The following is a 19390-nucleotide window of genomic DNA, read 5'->3' as shown; positions in this document are numbered from 1 at the left end:
ACCTGCGGCTGTTTTTCAAAGCTCAGTGTTCGTTTGTTAGATGATTTATTTGGTAAGTTCCTGGATAGAACGACCAAGTGAAGAAGAAAACTGCGGCGATGGCATAGCCGGCAGCGAACTCAAAAACGTGTGGGCGATTGTCAGCGTCGATAACGATATCGCCCCAGCTTTCGGGGCCGTAGGGCAGGAATAATTGGTTGCCTGGCAGCGGTGAGTGCATTACGCCGAACAAGGTAAGCAACGTTGCAGCGAACAGAACGACGCTTGCCATTTTTAATTTTCGGTCGATGGCAGCTGCCAGCATCCATGCCCAAAGAAGACTGGTCAGGATAAAGCCGCTGCTTAACATCGTCAGCGTTTTGATGCTTGCGCGAAGATCGTCATTTGCAAGAGAATCAGGGCCAATGCCTGCTCCCATGAGTGCGCCGTCGCCAAACATCCGCCCGGGGATATTCATGGCCAACACAGCCAGGGCGGGCAGGCAGGCCAAAGCGACGGCGGCGTAGTGTCGCCGGGGCGTTGCCAAGAAACTCTGGGCGGTGATTTCGAGTCCCACGAAAACCAGGATCGGCATCACGACCGGCTTAGGAATCCAAGATTCAAGCAATGCAAAGTAGCCGATCAGTCCGGCCGAACCCACCAACAATGCCGTGCCAAGTGTGTACGCCGCGCGACCGCCCATGGCCTTGTAAGCGGGATGTCCGATGTAAGGAGTTGTTTGAATCACGCCGCCGGAGAGTCCCGCTAAAAGTGTCGCAATCGCTTCGACGCCAATCACGGTTCTTGTGTCGTAGTGATCGCCCGCCGCCGCAGCGCTTTCGGTGCAGTCAATGCCGCCGACAACTGTTCCGATGGCAAATGGCAAAGCAATCGGCAAGTAAGGCACTGCGTCTGCAAAGGCACCGATCCATTGAAACTGCCACGCTTCGAGCCATTTGGTGGGCATCCACTGCACCGTCGGTGTCACGGGAAATTCATATCCGAATCCGCCGACCGCGCAGATCGCATAGTAAACACCGCCAGCAATGATCAGTGCGCCCAGAGTTCCCGGAGTTCGTCCGGGCAATGGGACGCGTGCAATCAGGGTGGTGAGAACGATGACCAAGGCCAAGATTCCAGGCAGCGGATGTCCCAGAATGTCTGTCAGCGGGATAAAGCTAATCAGTACTAATGCAATTGCCGCCAGGGAGCCCAGAAGCCCAGCACGAGGGACCACGCGGCGAATCCATTCCGTCATGGGTGCCAAGGCCAGTTTGATCACGCCGCTCATCACGATGCACCAAATGCCGATGTACCAGGTGCGATGCGCGGCATCGATCGGAGCCAATCCCAGTGCGTTGATACCTTGCAAATACGATGGCCCCAGAATGAAAAGCGTGTAGCCAAACGTCGACGGAGTATCCAGGCCAAGTGGCATTGCCGTGACATCGGAGCGACCGGTTTGCTTGGCCAATCGGAATGCCAGAAAAAAGAACACCAGGTCGCCGATCATGACGCCCAGTGCCGTGCCAGGTACCATCGCACCGACAGCAAATTCTTTTGGAAACCCAAAGCCGACTAGCAAACTGACCATCAGCATCAGTCCAACGATGTTGTCCAGCATCAGCCCAAAAAAAGCGTTGATGTCACCGGACTGAATCCATTGGTAGTCGCCTCGCGCGGACACATCGGGACTGCCGGACGCCGATTCTGAGTCTGCCGAAAGGCCGTAAGCCTGCGATGAATCGAACTCGCCGTTGGATGATTCGTTCACGGGATTGATGTCTCGGATCTACGACGAAGTGGTTTGATGGACAGCGTCTTTTTATACTCAATCACCGCGGGCTTGAATTAGATCGATCGATTCGATTCGGACTGGCTGATTGCGTGAAAACCAGAAGAGGATCGTCGGCCGAAATCCAAAGCATGCCCCCGCGATGGGTGGGTTCAGCGAGTGGAGAACCAACTGTCGCAGGACTTTGTGAAGGTTATCACGAGGATTCTGTGCTTTGACCGCTGACCCACTTTCCATCATAATGCGTACTGAAATCACGGTGGAGACATTGGCTCGATTTGCTGACCTGCGATTGTTTGGTTGATTTTCATCAATTCATGGAGTCTCAAGAGGCGGTTTGGCGACTTTGTCGACGCGTGATAGAACGACGGCAGGAAGGTTCGATTCAAATACCGCGAACCCTGCTGCGACTTTTCGCTGATCCTCGACGCTCACCCCGCTAATCTCTAGTCGACTGGGAACTATCCATGACCACGCAAACGGCTCCCGCAGAGAAAATCGATCCGGCTTTGGACGAAGTGACCGACGAAGAGCTGTTGTTGGAATACCGTCAGTCGGGCGATCGCGGTCTATTCGAACGGCTGATAAGTCGTTACCAACGCGAGATTTACAGCTATTTGCGGCGGTACATCGGGAACGCAGAGCTAGCCGAAGACGCGTTTCAGGGCACCTTCCTGCAAGTTCACTTGAAATGTCAGCAGTTCGACGCAGGCCGACGGTTTCGTCCGTGGCTCTACGCAGTGGCGACAAACCAAGCTATCGATATTCAGCGCCGCAACAAACGTCATCGCATGGTCAGTCTGGACCGAGCATCGACGGGGGACAGCGATCAGCGATCGGGAAGTTGGAGTGATACCATCGTTGGCAGCGCTCCGGATCCGCTGGTGACCGCATCTCAGTTAGAAAATGGTGTTTGGGTCCACGACGCAGTCAGTTCGCTTGGCGAGTCAATGCAACAAGTCGTGCACTTGGTTTACTATCAGGGGCTGAAATACCGCGAAGCTGCTGAGGCGTTGCAAATCCCAGTGGGAACCGTCAAAAGCCGACTTCACGCAGCCGTGCAGCGACTGGGGCAACTTTGGGGTGAAACCCACCAGTCGCCAGTCGAAGATTGAAGTTTTGGCCAAACGGCCAATTAGTCAAAGCGAGCGACAGTTGTTTCGCAAAAGCGCGAACCCTCTAATTCTTGCCGCCGTACCTAACGAGAGACATCGCGAACGTTTCGCTTGTCTTCGATTCTGACCGATCAACTGTTTCGACGGTAATGCACGAAGACCTCCTTGGTTATCTGCTGGGCGCGCTGGAACCGCACGAAATGCGGCGCGTGGCAAAACTGTTGCGTGATGATCCTGCGGCCCGCGATGAACTGGCGCGAATCGAAGCCTCGTTGCGTCCTCTGGAAGAAGACTATCAACCGCCTGCCGGCCCCAGCGAAGATCTGGTCGCACGGACTCTGGCTAGTTTGCCACCGCTGCCGACGGCTGATGATTCTGTGTTGTCGTCCAGCGAAGAAGACCAGACAATCGAGTCTCCCGCTCAGTTGGTACCGATGGGCAATGTATCGGGACTCTCACCGCGTTCGACCAGCAGTTGGATGGACTGGGTCAGCGGGTGTGTTGCCGTGGCGATTTTGCTGGGCTTGTTGCTGCCTGCAATCGCTCAAGGTCGATTCGAATCGCGAAAAATTGCCTGCCAAGATCAGCTTCGCGAATTCGGGATCGCATTGTCGTCTTTTGTGACGCTGAATCCTAAAGAACATTTGCCTGCGGTATCTCCTCAGGGGCCCGAAGCCTTTGCTGGTATCTATGCGGTTCGATTGCACGACGCGGGATTGTTGGACAATCCATCGCTGCGATGGTGCCCTTCGATGGACTTGCCGCAGGACGAAGCCGCGCGGTTGGCCAGCGTCCATGAATTGGTTCCCGTGGCGGACCTGCATTCGACATCGGTGGACCGATTGAAAGAACTTCAACGCGTCGCGGGCGGGCACTATGCGTACAACTTGGGCGTCGTTGATCATGACAGGCTGACGGCGCCGCGTTTCGAGTCGCGTGCGACTTTCGCTGTGATGTCAGATGCTCCGATGGGGGCGATCGTCAACGGAAATATTGACTCGACTCAGATTGGCCATAGTGGTCGTGGGATCAACGTGCTGTACGAAGATGGGCACACAAGGTTTGTTTCGCTGCAGTCACTGAATTCGATGACGGATCACCCGTTGTTGAATAATCGCGGACAGCGTGAAGCAGGCGTGAATATTGACGATGCTTCGCTTGCCCCGAGTTGGCGTCCGCCATTTGTAAATGTACGGCAGCGATAATTCTGGGGTGATTTTCGGTCAGATGCCTTTTTTGATGGGCATCCGGACTGGCTGTTGAGATGGCTGTTGAGATGGCTTGGGAATGTCAGCGATGGTCAACATCGATGTCTGGCCATGATTTCAGTTGTCGAATTTTCTCCGGCTTGCATGCGGATCAGGAAGATGGCACGATTGTTTGGTCTTCCATCAATCACTCGTTCCAGCCACACCCATGTCCGACGAAATCAATCCTTTCAGCCGTCAAGGTCATTCGCCCAACCAGCCAGTTCAGCAAGGCGGTCCTGGTGAACGACCTTCTCCCCCCGCAAAGAAGAAGGGCCTCGGCTTTGTTGTCGCGTTAGTTCTTGGGCTGTTTGCCGCGGGCTTGGTTTGCTGTGGTGGGCTCGCGTTCTTTGGTTTCAAAGCAGGCGCGGGAATGTTGAACGCTCCGATTGACGCAGCGATCGCATACGTTTCGTCAGACGAAGAACTTGCCAATCAACTTGGCACGCCGATCGAGTCGACGTCGACCGTTGGCGTGCAAAATTATCAAAACAACAACGGCAACGGACATGCCACGGTCGGCTTCAACGCGAAAGGTTCCAACGGAACTGCACGCGTTGATGGCAAGCTTCTTTTGACCGCGGGTACGTGGACGGTGGAAAAATTGACGGTCAAATTGTCGGATGGCCAGACAGTAACTCTACCGCGCGGCGATGCGGTCGAAGTCAATGCTGGCCAGGGCGATGCGGATCCGACAGAAGCAGATCCCAACGCCCTTCCCCAGTAAGTATTCGCAAGTTGCGTAGCCACTGTTTGGTATGCGAAACATGGCTCGCATCGTGACGCTAGGGTTTCATTGCCCGAGTGGCGATAAACGTGTCCATCAGATCAGAGATCGGATCAGACTCGTCGGACCACCGGTCTTCGTAGAAGTCTGTCAGGACGAATCCGGCGTTCAACTGGCCGCCAATCTGGTCTTCCAACGTGTGGCCAAACTCCAGAGTCTCGTCTACGTCATAGCGTTGCGATTTCAATTCCGACTCGCTCAGCCCCGTTAAGTCTGACCAAGGCAGTTTGCGAGTTAGCTCCAAATGACCGCGATCATGGTCCGCGTCGGCGATCGCGTAGCGGATCGGGTTGTTGAATCCGGACATCAAGATGCCGCCGGGACGCAAGACGCGGAACGCTTCTTTCCAGACGGGCAGGATCGTCTGCGAGAAGCAATTGCTACAGGCGTGAAATACCAAGCCGAATTGGCCGTCGTCAAACATCGACAGGTCAGCCATGTCACCCAGGACCGTGGCTATGGTCAGGTTTTCGCGGTCGGCGACCAAGCGATCCTGTTCCAGCTGTTTAGGTGAATTGTCAATCGTCGTAACGATCGCACCGGCAGCCGCCAGCAGAGGTGCTTGTTGGCCGCCGCCAGTAGCCAGACACAAAGTCGGCAACTGCTTAAGATCCGGATACCAATTCTGAGGGACTGGTTTGGTGGGCGTCAGCAGCAGATTCAATGTGCCACGTCGTGCGTCGGCAATTGCTTCGGGGGGTGTTGGGAGTGTCCATCGATTACCTTTGTCGACGAAAGAGTCCCATGATTTGCGATTGTGATCGCGAACAGGATCCATCTCTTCAGATTCCATGAAGGGGGCGTTGCTTAGTATTTCAGGCCCCACTTGGCCCCTGCATGATCGGATTTCACTGCAACAGTATGGGCCAAAGTACTGTTGCCGCTCTAAGAGCTCACCGATCACCGTGAGAATGTAATCAGTGCCGCTTGCTACGCGCAGCTCTGACGCCGACAATATTCAAAAATTGCCAGATCTTTTGAACAAACTTACTTTTTGAGCCACTGAGTCATGGATCGCCGAAAATTTCTTTGCAGTTCCGCTGTCGCCACATCCACTGCCGCGATCGCATCCCGTGCGTATGCGGATTCGTCATCTAAAAAACGCCGTGTCGGCTTGATTGGTTGCGGTTGGTACGGCAAGTGTGACCTGCTGCAGTTGATGAACATCGAACCAATCGAAGTCGTTTCGTTGTGTGATGTCGATTCCAAGATGCTAAGCGAGGCCGCCGATCTCGTTGCATCACGCCAAGTTTCCAAGAATCGCCCGAAGACCTACGGCGACTACCGCGAGATGCTTGCCCAAAAAGATCTAGATATCGTTTTGGTTGACACGCCTGACCATTGGCACGCGTTGCCGATGATCGCCGCGGTCCAATCCGGGGCGGATGTCTACGTGCAAAAACCGACGGGCGTAGACGTGTTGGAGAGCAAGGCCATGTTAGACGCGGCGCGGGCGACTGGCCGGGTCGTTCAAGTTGGCACGCAGCGGCGCAGTACGCCGCATTTGATCGAAGCAAAGAAGCGGGTGGTGGATGCAGGACTGCTCGGCGATATCGCTCATGCAGAGATCTGTTGCTACTACCACATGCGTTCGCGAAAGAACCCGCCCAATACGCCGCCGCCAGCTCATTTGGATTACGAGATGTGGACCGGCCCCGCCCCGATGCGTCCGTACAACGAACTGGTCCATCCGCGTTCATGGCGTGCGTTTATGGAATATGGAAACGGAATCGTCGGAGACATGTGCGTCCATATGCTGGACATGGTTCGCTGGCAATTGGGATTGGGTTGGCCAAAGCAAATCAGCAGCACGGGGGGAACAATGGTTGACCACGATTCGATCGCGAACATCACTGACACCCAGACAGCCATTTTCGACTTTGACGATCTGGATGTGGTCTGGACGCACCGCAGTTGGGGAGCCGCACCGGATCCCGAGTATCCGTGGGCAGGCATCATCTACGGCGACAAAGGCACGTTGAAGCTCAGTGTCAATAAGTATGATTTCATTCCTCGAGGCGGAGGACAGAAGCTTCATGGGGAAGCACTGATCGAAGAGGACAAGTATCCAACGGACACGAAAGACAAGAAAGATTGGAACCTTGAGTTACATGTTGCATCTGCCATCCGCGGACACATGAGAGATTTTTTGGATGCAATCGATAGTCGCAGCAAGCCGGTTGCGGACATCGAGCAAGGACACATCAGCAGTGCGTCATGCATCATGGCCAATCAGTCTTTGAAGCTGGGCCGGTCCTTTAAATTCGATCCTGCAACGCATACCGTCGTCGGCGATGACGAAGCAACCGCGATGCTCAAACGCGAATACCGCAAACCTTACGTGCATCCCTCCGTTTCGTAGCCGACTGCTCAAGTCGCCGCTCACCACAGCCATTAGCATTTACCAAAAGTTATTTATCGTGCTTTCGCGTAAAACGATCACTCTTTGTGTCCTTCTTCTTTGTACAACGTTTGCCACTGCTGACGATTGGCCTCAATGGCGAGGTTCCCATCGCGACGCGGTTTTGAGTGCAGCCGAGCAAATCGAAACGCTGCCCGAGAAGCCGGTTCCAAAATGGTCCGTTGCGATCGGGGCGGGGTACAGCGGACCCACGATTGCTGATGGCCGCGTCTACGTCACCGATCGAGGACCAGCGGACATCGAAACGGAAGTCGAACGCATTTTGTGTTTTGATGCCGAAACAGGAAAAGCGATTTGGTCGCACCAATATGAATCGACCTACACGGTCAGCTACCGGGCTGGCCCACGTGCAGCAGTTACGGTTGACGCAGGGCGTGCTTATGCCGTCGGAGCAATGGGGCACTTTCACTGCCTAGACGCAGCGACGGGCGAAGTCATTTGGAAGCGCGATCTGCAATCCGATTACGCGATCCGCATGCCGATTTGGGGGATCACCGCATCGCCGCTGATCTACAAAGACATGGTGATTCAAATCGCAGCTGGGAAAGGTGACGCGTGCGTTGTCGCAATGGACGTGGCCACTGGAAAGGAACGCTGGCATTCGCTGGACGAACGAGCAGGCTACAGCGCACCGATCGTGATCCAGCAAGGTGGCCAAGACGTTGTTGTGTGCTGGACGGGCGAAAGCGTCTCCGGGCTGAATCCAGCCGACGGCAGTGTTTTTTGGAGCATTCCGATGCTGCCTCGCAACATGCCCATCGGGGTGCCGACGCCGATCGTCCAAGACGACTTGCTTTTCGTTTCGTCGTTTTACGACGGATCCATGTTGATTCAGTTTGACAAGACAAAGCCGGCGGCAAAAAAACTCTGGCATCGCGTCGGCGTCGACGAAAAGAATACCGATGCTCTTCACTGCATGATCAGCAATCCCGTATTCCGTGGCGATCACATTTACGGTGCTGATAGCTACGGTGAGTTTCGTTGTCTGGACATCAAAACGGGCGACCGTGTCTGGGAAGACCTCTCGGTGGTCAAGCGAAACCGCTGGGGAACGGTCTACATTATTCAAAACGGAAGCCGCGAAATCATCCAAAACGAAAACGGCGAATTGATGTCCGCAACACTTTCGCCGCAAGGCATCGAAATCCATTCCCGTGCGAAATTTATCAAGCCCACACGCAAACAACTCAATCGCCGAGGCGGTGTCGTCTGGGCGCACCCCGCAATTGCCGACGGCCACCTTTACGCAAGAACCGACAGTGAACTGATCTGTCTGCCGCTGAAATAAGCAAGCAGTCCCGCGAGGCCCGGGCGATCTTGATTCATCGCATCTAGTCGGGCTCGTCTGGTTGGGCTCGGCGAGTTGTCAGGGCCCGATGATTTGTCAGGGCCCGGCGAGTTGTCAGGGCCCGACGAGATTTCTAATCCATTCGGACGCCGACGTGCAGCAAAATATTTGCGTAGCGTTGTTGGTCGGCGGTCTGGATGGTGAGCACGTGGTCATTCGTGCTGACCGCTTCGTAGAATTTCCACTTATCGACTGGCTTGAGTTCCAAGTCCAGTCCTTCGGATTGAATCGTTTTGCGGTAGTCGTCCCAAACCGGCGGATCACCGTCCAATGCATAGGGCCCCTCGGTTTCGGTTTCCATGGTTTGGATTTCTTCGATGGGACAGGCCGACAAAATTGCTTCGAGCACTTGGTTACACGTCGGCACGCCCGGCATCAAATTCAAACTGATCAATTCGGCTCGCGGCCCACGTTTGCTGGCGGCTGGGTAGTTGCCGTCGGCGATCAGGATGGCACTGTGGTGTCCAGCGGAAGCGAGGATCGATGAAATTTGGGGATGGATCAGTTTGTGGCGAAGCATTCGGGCAATTCCAAGCGGTGAAATTCGGATTCGCTCAGCCCCTTTGCGCAAAAATGGGGGGAGCGGTGCAAAACTTAAGTTTGCGGTACGATGCAGTCGTCGGCAACCACCTGCGGAAACATGCCGCTGACTTCGCGTGACCTGTGAGACAATCGTGTTAAAACAACGGCTCAGCCTCGGCAAATATTTCGGCATCGGGCTGTACGTTCACTGGACGTTTGGCCTGCTGTTGGCGTTTGTGGCGTTCCAAAGCTGGGAGGGCGGCTTAGCCGAGGTCGCTTTCAGTATTGTGATCGTGCTGAGCGTTTTTCTTTGTGTCACGCTTCACGAATACGGCCACTCGTTGGCCGCCCGGCGTTTCGGCATCGGAACCGTCGACATCACGCTGCTTCCGATCGGCGGTGTCGCGCGGTTGGAGCGAATGCCGCGTGTGCCGTGGAAAGAACTAGTGGTCGCCGTGGCCGGTCCCGCCGTCAATGTGGTGATTGCATCGGTGTTGCTGGTGGTTTTGTTGACGATGCTTGGCAGCGAAATGTTCGCAGGCTTGATGGTCGATACGGGGGCTGCGATGGTCGGCTCCGAATCGGTGGTGGCCGAAAGCGAAGCCGTCACGACGCCGGCGATGGCCGAAGCGGCAGCCGAAATGGAAGACGCAAGTTTGTTTGGGCCCATCGGCATTCTTAGCTACGTCTACACGCTTGCGTTGATCAACGTGGCGTTGGTCATCTTTAATATGATTCCGGCGTTTCCCATGGATGGTGGCCGTGTCTTGCGAAGTGTCTTGGCCATGATGATGAGCTACGCAAAAGCAACTTACATCGCGTCGCGCATCGGACTGGTTTGTGCAGCCATCATGGCGGTGATGTGGTTTGCTGGTGACCAACAAAGTCCCGTTCCCGTTTTGATCGCCATGTTCATCGCATACGCTGGGATGTCCGAAGCCAAGCAGGTCGAAGTTACCGAGGCGGTCCGAGGTCTGGTCGCTCGTGATGTGATGATTCAAAACCCGCCTTCGGTTTCGATGGACACACCGTTGGCGACCATTTCGCAGACCTGGCAATCGTCTTCGGTTGCCGCGATGCCTGTGGTTTCACTCGCTGGCACAGTGGTCGGAATACTAAGGCTGTCGACCGTTAGTTCATCGATTCAGAACGGTGTTGATCCAGCGACGACCGCAGGTCAAATGGCAGATCATGATGCGACGATTGTGCGTCAGCACGACAGTTTGGAAGACGTCTTGCCCACGCTTGCCCGCAATGAGCGTCAGTTAGCGGTCGTTGACGCTAGTGGGCAACTGGTCGGGCTGCTGGATCTCGATTCGCTCCGTATACGAGCCGCATTAGGCTAATCAAGTTAGCAATTGGGCGAGCGAGCCGCTGTCCCATGTCTAGACGCTGTCCCATGGCTCCAGCGCAAGTCACTTTCTGAAAATGGGGCAACTGATAGCGGAACGGCGCGAGCCGTCCGGTACGTCAAAGACCGGCGGGCTTGCGGCATTCCGCTAGAAACAAACCTTCTCTCCTCAGAAAGTCATTCGCCCTGCCAATCCACGGGCCATCGTCGCATCTGCATGCCGTCTTTTATCCGGGGTTTTCGCTGACTGACGGAACAACTGTCGACCAAAAGCCAGGATTTCGCGCCCTGATTTCCAGCTGCTGCTGCCCTAACCATTAAGCTAATCGGAGCTTACTCCCATCCATCCTGGCTAGGTCTTTTGCAGTGTCCGAAATCGTCACCCAATTCAGCGATAACTTTCTTGTCGGTCCCATTTGGCCAGCATCCATCATGCTGGCGCTGATGATCATTTACTCTGGCGTCGCAGCGCTGGGTGTCGGTGATTTTGATGCCGGACTGGATGTGGATGTCGACATGAATGTGGACCTTGATGTGCCAGATTTGGACGTCGTTGATGTGGACATGGGCGGCGGAGGCGTGGAGGGAGCCGACTTGAATCACCCTGGGCTGTTCGGCAGCTTGGGCGCGATGACGGTTCGGTGGTCCAACTTTGGCCGTATTCCCATCGCGATCTGGGGCGGCGTCTTCACGTTGGCTCTTTGGGGAATCTCCTATTCGCTGTGGCACGGTTTCGATGTGCATCGTTATTCGGCCACGTTGATCCCGTCGATTCTGTTGACCATTCGCAACGCGGTTATAGCGGTCTTGATCACTAAACCAGTTACGCAGCCTCTGGTCGGCAAATTCGACAAAGAACCCGGCTACGATTCCAGCCGAATGCTGGGTTCAACTTGTGAAATATCGTCGATCGAAGCCAACCCTTCTTATGGGCAAGCTAAGTTTCGTACAAATGCAGCCCCTCTGCTGCTGAACGTACGCACTGACGGTTCGACGTTTCCACGCGGAACGGAAGTCCGAATCATCGATTTCAATCGCAGTAAACGCATCTACACCGTCACCAAAATCAACTCGGAGAGCTAACCGTGGATCCCATTACCATTTTTGCAGCCATCATCATCCTGGCCCTCGTGCTAGTCGTGATTGTTGTATCGGTCGTCAAAAGCTGTTACCTGGTCGTCGGTCCCGACAAAGCCATCGTCAAGACGGGCTGGGGCGCCATGGACGTCACCACTGCAGGCGGCATGTTGATCTATCCCGTGATCAACCGAGTCGAATACATGGACTTGACGCTGAAAAGCTTCGAGATCAGTCGTCAAGGCAGCGAAGGTTTGATCTGTCGTGACAACATCCGTGCCGACATCAAGGTCGCCTTTTTTATCCGCGTCGACAGCAGCGAAGAGCAGATGAAGGAAGTGGCTCAGTCGATCGGTGCAAAGCGATGCTCCGAACTAGAAACACTACGTGAGTTGTTCGACGCCAAGTTTTCGGAAGCCTTGAAAACAGTCGGCAAGCAATTCGATTTTGTCGACTTGTATGATCAGCGTGACAAGTTCAAAGAAGAGATCTTGAAAGTCATCGGTACCGACCTGAACGGCTACCAGCTAGATGACGCCGCGATTGACTACCTGGAGCAAACACCGCTCGAGATGCTCTCGCCCACGAATATCTTGGACGCCGAAGGTATCAAGAAGATCACCGAGCTGACGTCCAACGAAAAAGTCAAAGAGAACCAGTTTACACGCGACAAAGAAAAGACGCTAAAGAAGCAAGACGTCGAAGCAGAAGAGACAATCTTGGCTCTGGAACGTCAGCGTGTCGAAGCCGTCGAGAAGCAAACTCGCGAAATCGCCGAGATCACTGCCCGCGAACGAGCTTCATCCAAAAAGGTCGAAGAAGAGCAGCGTCTAGAATCCGAGCGAGCTCGAATCACCACCGAAGAAGAGCTGGGCGTCGCCGAAGAAAATAAACAACGTCAAGTCTTGGTGGCCCAGCGTAGCAAAGAGAAGACTGACGCGGTCGAACTAGAGCGAGTCAATCGTGACCGCGATTTAGAAGCAACCGAACGCCTCCGCGTGGTCGGTGTTGCCGACGTCGAAAAAGAAAAGGCCATCGAAGTCGAAAAACGGAACATTCAAGAAGTGATTCGCGAACGGGTCGCCGTCGAGCGAGCTGTGGTCGAAGAGCAAGAGCGAATCAAAGATACCGAAGAGTTCGCCGCAGCTGACCGTCTGAAGAAGGTCCAAGTGACCGCTGCAGAAATGAAGGCTCAGGAAGAACTGATTCGTCAGACTCAACAAGCTCAAGCCGAAAAAGAAGCGGCATCGTACTTGGCTGACAAAATCCGTGTCGATGCGGAAGCAAAACGCGATGCGGCCGAAAAGGAAGCGTCTGGTTTGAAAATGTTGGCAGAAGCCGACGCGGCTACCAAAGCTGCTCCTGGTTTGGCTGACGTTCAGGTCCAAGAAGCTCGTGCGGTTAGCTTGGAAAAAGAGGGTGTCGCCGAAGCGACCGTCTTACAAAGCAAAGCGGTCGCCGAAGCGAAAGGCATTTCCGCCAAAGCCGAAGCGATCGAAAAGCAAGGTCTTGCCGAAGCCAACGTGGAACTAGAGAAGTTCCGCAGCGAGGCTCAAGGTATCACCGAGAAAGCCGAAGCTATGAAAATCTTGGACACCGTCGGTAAAGAGCACGAAGAGTTCAAGCTGTCGCTGAACAAAGAAAAGGATGTCGAAATTGCAGCGATCGATGCACAACGTGGCATTGCGGAAAGCCAAGCCGGTGTGGTGGGCGAAGCACTCAAAGCAGCTCGCATCGACATTGTCGGTGGCGACGGCGAGTTCTTCGACCAGATCACTTCGGCAGTCAAAGGTGGCAAAGCGATCGACCGATTCGTTTACAACAGCCGCGTAGCTACCGACATCAAAGACACGTTCTTCGATGGAAATGCTGATTACTTTCGAGACCAGATCACGTCGATGATGAGCCAATTCGATTTGGACACCGACGGCGTCAAAGATCTCTCGATTGCGGCTTTGATCGCTAAAATGATGGGCATGGCCAAAACCGAAGACGTTCGGTCATCGCTGACCAGCCTTTTGGGTATGGCCGGCACCGCCAACGTCGCCGACCAAAAAGCCGGTCGACTATTAGCCGCTCAGGCCAAGCCGACCAACGGCAAAGCCTAGTGACCGATCCAAATCGTGATTGCACGATTGGCAAGCGACTCTCCCATCGGGAGAGCCGGATGTAGTAGCGGGCGGAGAACGTAATCAGTGATACGGCATCGGTAGGGATAGCATCACCGTTTCGACCTCTCCTCGCTAAGGATTTGCTCTCCCCAAGGGAGAGTCGCAAGCAACGACAGATTCAGCATCATCTCCGCGTCGAGCGCAAGAACGAGAATACACGAACACCATGTCCGACACTCAACTCGCAGCCGGCACATACGAAGTACTCCGCAATCGCTTGCGTGATGCGGCGGGCGAATTGCGTACCCGTCTGGCCAAGCTGAATGAAGAACGCGCCGAAGTCTTCGGCAACATCGACACGCACTTGATTTCGACCGAGCGTGTCACGACTCAGCACAACTGTATCCCCAGAGACTTGGTCTCCATCGGCGACGAGTTTCTATTCGGCTACAACGTTCAGTTTGGGTTGAAAACCGAAATCGAACTGGCGGATGTCTTCAGCGTTTACAAATTCGCTGACAACCAGTTCCACGAATCATCGTTGGAGGTCATCGGAGACAAGAAGTTCGAGTCGGACTTTCACGAACTGTACAAATTCTACAAAGGCACGACTTTCGCACGCTTTTTCCGTGTGGGGCCAATGCTTCATATGGTCTTCCAAGTCGGCAAAACCGCTCGCGACATCAAGTCGTTTAAATGGCGGGTCACGCCGACTTCGATCGAATACCTCGACAATCGATCCGAACATGAAGTTCGCGAACCGGCTCAACACGAATTCCGTTGGACTCGCACAACTCGCGATCAGCATCATTACGGTGCTCACCCTCACATTTCAATCGATGACAAGGTCTTTGTCGAAACCGTCGGCGGTGACCTGACGATCAAAGTCGAAAACAATACCGAATCCGGCGAAGGCATCTACGCAGAACCCGTTGATAATCCGGATCAAACGCTAGATGACGCCGAGATTCACTACGCGATCATCGGCAACTTGGTACTGCTGAAAATGAAGCCGTACCAGGAAGACGTCACGCGTTATCTGGTTTACAACGACAAAATCCAACAAGCGATGCGGTTGGATGAAATCGAGCACGCTGCCGTGATGCTGCCTGGTGATCACGGGATCATTTTTCCCGGCGGCTACTATCTGCAAACGGGTGAATTCAAACGCTTCGATCACGGCCAAGCCGACATGCGGTATCAACGCACCGTCGCTGCTTCCAATGGCGAAGACTACCTGTATCTGTTTTATAATCCAGCGACAGGCACCTACATCCAGCTTCGCTACAACCTGATTTCGCAAACCGTCGAGACGCCATTGGTCTGCCACGGCCAAACGTTTTTCGAGAAAGGCGAGATGGTCTGTTTCTCGACTCACGACGAAGCGCAAAAACACCACCCAATCCAAGTTTGGCAAACGCCCTTCACTGGGCCCAATTACGTTCCCGACAATCAAACCGATTCTTTGTTGTTCAAAATTGGCAACAAAGAAATTGTACGCGGCATGGCCGAATGCAACGAAATGCTGAGTTTGATTGACAAAGATGACAGCTACGACGGTCTGTATGTCGACCTAGGAAAAAAGTCGTCGGACGTGCTGGATAGCTATTTTTGGATCGACAAAGAGGAAACGCAAAAGCTTGCGGAACCGATCCGCAAGATTCGCGAAGCTGCCAACGCTGCTGTCGAAGAGTTCGACAAAGTGGTTCGCGTACGACGTGATACGGCCGCAAGGACCAAAGATGTCCAGAGTGCCGTCGAAAGCTTGATCAAGGAAATTGAACGCAGTCGTTTTGAGTCGATCGACGATTTTGTCGACACACTTGCCAAACTGCGTGAACAACGCGGACACGCACTTGGCCTGAAGGAGCTTCGCTATGTCGATGAGACAATCATCGACGACCTGGAAACACAAACCGCCGAACGAGCGGAACGCGTTAGTCGGCGTTGTGTCGATTTCTTGCTGACTCCCGGCGCGCTGGATCCTTATCAAGAACGCGTCGCGACTGCTGGTGAAAAAGTCGTCGAAGTTTCGACCGTCAGCGAAGCCAATGCGTTGAGCGAAGAAGTCGATACGGCTGCTTCGCAATTGGAACTGCTGACCGAAACTGTCAGCAATCTGCGAATCGAAGACACCACCAAACGCACGGAAATTATCGACAATATCGGCGACGTTTTTGCTTCGCTAAACCGAGTTCGCAGCTCACTGAAGGCTCGTGTCGGTGAACTAGCCAGCACTGAGGGACGCGCTGAATTTGCGTCGCAGATGAAACTGTTGGAGCAAACCACTTCGGGCTACTTGGACGTTTGTGACGCGCCCGAAAAATGTGACGAGTACCTGACCAAGGTCATGGTGCAACTGGAGGAGCTGGAAGGCCGCTTCGCCGAGTTTGACGATTTTGTAATGCAGTTGACGACGCGACGTGAAGACGTTTACGCAGCGTTTGAATCGCGAAAAGTCCAGCTGATCGAAAAACGGAATCGTCGAGCAGAGTCGCTTTCCGCCGCCGCTGATCGAATCCTGAAAGGGATCAATTCACGAGTCGGGAAAATGGAATCGACCGACGAGATCGCCGCGTACTTCGCTGGCGATTTGATGGTGGAAAAAGTTCGTGACATCATTGACCAGTTGGGCGATTTGGATGACGCCGTCCGCGTCGGTGATTTGCAAAGCCGGTTGAAAACCGTTCGCGAAGATGCCACGCGTCAGCTGAAGGACCGCCAAGATCTGTACGAAGATGGCGGCGACGTGATTCGATTGGGCAAGCACCGTTTCTCCGTCAATACACAGCCTTTGGATCTAACGACCGTCCTGCGTGGCGGCGAAATGTGCATGCACCTGACCGGGACGCAGTTCTTCGAACCGCTTGTCGACGAAGCACTGACGTCTAGTAAAGATCTTTGGAATCAAGAACTGATCAGCGAAAACAAGAACGTTTATCGCGCTGAGTATTTGGCCGTGGATTTGTTCGAGCAGATCAAGGCCGGCGAGATCGCCTTTCCCGAGGCGACGACATCTTCATGGGTGCAGACGCAGATCAGCGGCCGATTCGACGAAGGCTACTCGAAGGGCGTCCACGATCATGACACCGCAGCGATTCTGGGTTCCTTGCTCCAGTTCGATTCATCGATCGATCTTTTGCGTCACGCACCCAGCGTGCGCGCCGCGGCGAACCTGTGGTTCACCAAATTGTTGGATGCCAAGAGCCGCAAGGCGATGACCGATTGGATCGGCGGCTTCGCAAAACTGGCTAAGGCCTACCCCAATGCACAGCCAGCTATCGAGTTCCGGACCAGACTGATCGATCTAGCCGACGCACAATCAGATCAATGGCAGCCCCTTTTCGACACACGTCAGACGCGGGCACTCGCTACGGGTACTTCACCGTCGCTGTCAGAATCGCAAGAGTCCCTGGGGAGCGGCAGCGGGTCACAAGGTGCCAACGAAGTTTCTGCTCATCGCATCGCTGACTACCTTTTCGACCAGCTCACGCACGCACCCAAGAAAACGGTCGCCAGTGGTCGCGCTGCGGCACTGTTCGAGGAATTCGCTGAGAGCATTCCTGCCGACGAACGCCAAAAGCTGCTCACTGCCGCACTGAAAACGTCCGAGTCCGATCCTGTTCGAGCCTTCATCCTGGCACGCAACTGGGCCGTCGCCTTTATCGACACGCATGACCAGAGCGACGAAGCCGACCCAGCGGTGAACTACGTTGACGAATTGGCATGGGTCATTCTATCGGGCGGCAACGAATCGTTCCGCACTACAGACGCGACCGTTGCTGAAAAGCTCTCGGACATCGCAGGCAGCCACGATCGAATCGTCAAGGGAACCCTTGGGGTTCACTACCACGAAATGCTCAGACGCGTTCGCAGCTATCGCGGTGACGTCGTGCCTCGTTTCCGTCGCCTGCAAGAAACAAAGACTCGCATCGTCGACACCGCTCGCGACGACATGCGACTGGAAGAATTCAAGCCGCGTGTGCTGACCAGTTTTGTTCGCAACCAATTGCTTGACGAAGTCTACTTGCCGATGATCGGTGACAACTTGGCCAAACAGATGGGATCGGCTGGCGAAGACAAACGCACCGACCGCATGGGATTGTTGCTGCTGATTTCGCCTCCGGGATACGGCAAGACCACACTGATGGAGTACATCGCCAATCGTTTGGGCGTTGTGTTCATGAAGATCAACGGGCCCGCCATCGGTCACGGTGTCACGTCGCTGGATCCGGCGGAAGCACCCAATGCGGCGGCTCGCGAAGAAATCGAACGACTGAACCTCGCCTTGGAAATGGGCGACAACGTGATGCTGTACTTGGACGACATTCAGCATACTAATCCCGAGTTGCTGCAGAAATTCATCTCGCTTTGTGATGCAACGCGAAAGATTGAAGGCGTGCGCAACGGCAAGACGCGAACATATGACCTTCGCGGTCGACGTGTCGCGGTCGTGATGGCGGGCAATCCGTACACCGAATCGGGCGAACGGTTCCAGATTCCCGACATGCTGTCCAACCGTGCCGACGTCTACAACCTGGGCGAGATCATCGGCGATAGTGCTGACGCGTTTGAGATGAGTTACTTGGAAAACTGTCTGACCAGCAACGGAACATTGGCACCTCTGGGAACCGCGCCGCCCGAAGACGCTCGAGCGATCATTCGTGCCGCACAGCGTGACAGCATCGAAGGCATTGAACTGCAAAGCAATATTTCCATGGACGAAGTCCGTGAGATGTACGAAGTGATGCGAAAGCTGCTTCGCATCCGAGATGTCGTGCTGCGAGTCAACCGCGCCTACATTCGTAGTGCCGCGCAAGCCGACGCTTACCGCACCGAGCCACCGTTCAAGCTTCAGGGTTCGTATCGAAACATGAATCGCATGGCCGAAAAGGTCGCAAGCGTCATGAACGAACAGGAACTACAAAGTTTGATCGTCAGCGCCTACGAACAAGACGCTCAGACACTGACGACCGATAACGAGGCCAACGTGCTGAAATTCAAGGAATTGATGGGCATCCTGTCGGTCGAAGAGAAAGAACGTTGGGACAGTATCAAGTATTCATTCGTCGAAAGTGTGCGGATGCAAGGCATGGACAGCGAGGACCAAGCCGGCCAGTTGATGCGGCAGCTCGCATCGATGCGAGACGGTTTGGAGAGCATTCGCCAAGTCATCAGCAAAGCCATTGCGATGCAAAACGACGGTGCGGAGGAACGTATGGACGCACGGATCGACAGCATTCGTCAAACACTGTCGGTCAGCGGCAATCAACTGGCTGAAACGCTGGGCGCAACTAGCAAACAGCTCGAAGCGATTAGCAACCACCAAGCGACTCCGCCGGATCAGAAAGTCTTTGTCCAACACAAAGTTCCTCGAGTGCTAGCCGATCTAATCAAAGGTCAATTCCACCTCATGCAAGAATGGCTACGACCGATCCTGGCCGAATCCATCGACAACGGTCGTGACTTGAGCAAACTGGGCGAACAACTCGACAATATGTTGTCCACGTACAACCAGATCGAAGACGAATTCAATTCGGCTGGCGACGAGAAGGCATAGGACTTTGTCTGACGATGCACTTTTGAGGCGAATCGAATTCGCCGTTAATTAGTACCGACAGTGCAGTCCGCTCCAG

At 54.4% G+C, this 19390-nt stretch carries 12 protein-coding genes; 9 read left to right on the top strand and 3 right to left on the bottom strand.

The genetic code is table 11. The annotated features are described in order from the left end of the window. Window positions 1–22: 22 nt before the first annotated feature. Window positions 23–1603 (bottom strand): permease, encoded by a 1581-nt coding sequence (locus K239x_RS23470; RefSeq protein ID WP_145422534.1) that lies wholly within the window; start codon window positions 1601–1603, stop codon window positions 23–25. 638 nt (window positions 1604–2241) lie between these two features. Here K239x_RS23470 and K239x_RS23465 point away from each other — a divergent pair. The 3 genes from K239x_RS23465 to K239x_RS23455 all read left to right on the top strand — a co-directional run bounded on the left by K239x_RS23465 (window position 2242) and on the right by K239x_RS23455 (window position 4863). Next, window positions 2242–2889 (top strand): RNA polymerase sigma factor, encoded by a 648-nt coding sequence (locus K239x_RS23465; RefSeq protein ID WP_145420774.1) that lies wholly within the window; start codon window positions 2242–2244, stop codon window positions 2887–2889. Between the two features lie 149 nt (window positions 2890–3038). Further along, window positions 3039–4094, top strand: a complete 1056-nt coding sequence (locus K239x_RS23460; protein WP_145420773.1) for a hypothetical protein — start codon at window positions 3039–3041, stop codon at window positions 4092–4094. Window positions 4095–4305: 211 nt separating this feature from the next. Beyond that, entirely contained in the window at window positions 4306–4863 is a 558-nt protein-coding gene (locus K239x_RS23455; RefSeq protein WP_145420772.1) for a cytochrome c oxidase assembly factor Coa1 family protein, read from the top strand. A 58-nt stretch (window positions 4864–4921) separates the two neighbouring features. Here the strand turns inward: K239x_RS23455 and K239x_RS23450 are convergent, their stop codons facing one another. Next, window positions 4922–5716: a class I SAM-dependent methyltransferase gene (locus tag K239x_RS23450; protein WP_145420771.1), complete on the bottom strand. Its 795-nt coding sequence runs from the start codon at window positions 5714–5716 to the stop codon at window positions 4922–4924. 216 nt (window positions 5717–5932) lie between these two features. Here K239x_RS23450 and K239x_RS23445 point away from each other — a divergent pair, with 216 nt between their 5' ends. Together K239x_RS23445 and K239x_RS23440 are read left to right on the top strand one after the other, a co-directional pair. Beyond that, window positions 5933–7285, top strand: a complete 1353-nt coding sequence (locus K239x_RS23445; RefSeq protein ID WP_145420770.1) for a Gfo/Idh/MocA family protein — start codon at window positions 5933–5935, stop codon at window positions 7283–7285. Window positions 7286–7343: 58 nt separating this feature from the next. Then, window positions 7344–8633 carry a PQQ-binding-like beta-propeller repeat protein gene (locus tag K239x_RS23440; RefSeq protein WP_419189318.1) on the top strand — a complete coding sequence of 430 codons (1290 nt, stop codon included), beginning with the start codon at window positions 7344–7346 and terminating at the stop codon, window positions 8631–8633. A gap of 133 nt (window positions 8634–8766) precedes the next feature. On the opposite strand, the gene K239x_RS23435 is transcribed toward K239x_RS23440, so the two are convergent. Beyond that, window positions 8767–9213: an RbsD/FucU family protein gene (locus K239x_RS23435; RefSeq protein ID WP_145420768.1), complete on the bottom strand. Its 447-nt coding sequence runs from the start codon at window positions 9211–9213 to the stop codon at window positions 8767–8769. A gap of 154 nt (window positions 9214–9367) precedes the next feature. Between K239x_RS23435 and K239x_RS23430 the strand changes: the two genes are divergently transcribed. From K239x_RS23430 to K239x_RS23415, 4 genes are all read left to right on the top strand, one after another. After that, window positions 9368–10561, top strand: a complete 1194-nt coding sequence (locus tag K239x_RS23430; RefSeq protein WP_145420767.1) for a site-2 protease family protein — start codon at window positions 9368–9370, stop codon at window positions 10559–10561. Window positions 10562–10932: 371 nt separating this feature from the next. Then, on the top strand, window positions 10933–11649 hold the full coding sequence (locus K239x_RS23425) for an OB-fold-containig protein (protein ID WP_145420766.1): 717 nt from the start codon (window positions 10933–10935) through the stop codon (window positions 11647–11649). 2 nt (window positions 11650–11651) lie between these two features. Beyond that, window positions 11652–13751, top strand: a complete 2100-nt coding sequence (locus K239x_RS23420; protein WP_145420765.1) for a flotillin family protein — start codon at window positions 11652–11654, stop codon at window positions 13749–13751. Between the two features lie 229 nt (window positions 13752–13980). Next, window positions 13981–19314: a DNA repair ATPase gene (locus tag K239x_RS23415; RefSeq protein WP_145420764.1), complete on the top strand. Its 5334-nt coding sequence runs from the start codon at window positions 13981–13983 to the stop codon at window positions 19312–19314. Window positions 19315–19390: the final 76 nt, after the last annotated feature.

Source organism: Stieleria marina (genome assembly GCA_007741555.1).
Classification (GTDB): Bacteria; Planctomycetota; Planctomycetia; order Pirellulales; family Pirellulaceae; genus K23-9.
Note: the sequence above shows the minus strand (reverse complement) of the source record. Positions and strands in the feature narration are given on the sequence as shown.

What these genes read in the sequence shown, in the direction of transcription:
- K239x_RS23470 (WP_145422534.1), bottom strand. Translation starts at nt 1,603, where the DNA reads ATGCTGGACAACATCGTTGGACTGATGCTGATGGTCAGTTTGCTAGTC.
- K239x_RS23465 (WP_145420774.1), top strand. Translation starts at nt 2,242, where the DNA reads ATGACCACGCAAACGGCTCCCGCAGAGAAAATCGATCCGGCTTTGGAC.
- K239x_RS23460 (WP_145420773.1), top strand. Translation starts at nt 3,039, where the DNA reads ATGCACGAAGACCTCCTTGGTTATCTGCTGGGCGCGCTGGAACCGCAC.
- K239x_RS23455 (WP_145420772.1), top strand. Translation starts at nt 4,306, where the DNA reads ATGTCCGACGAAATCAATCCTTTCAGCCGTCAAGGTCATTCGCCCAAC.
- K239x_RS23450 (WP_145420771.1), bottom strand. Translation starts at nt 5,716, where the DNA reads ATGGAATCTGAAGAGATGGATCCTGTTCGCGATCACAATCGCAAATCA.
- K239x_RS23445 (WP_145420770.1), top strand. Translation starts at nt 5,933, where the DNA reads ATGGATCGCCGAAAATTTCTTTGCAGTTCCGCTGTCGCCACATCCACT.
- K239x_RS23435 (WP_145420768.1), bottom strand. Translation starts at nt 9,213, where the DNA reads ATGCTTCGCCACAAACTGATCCATCCCCAAATTTCATCGATCCTCGCT.
- K239x_RS23415 (WP_145420764.1), top strand. Translation starts at nt 13,981, where the DNA reads ATGTCCGACACTCAACTCGCAGCCGGCACATACGAAGTACTCCGCAAT.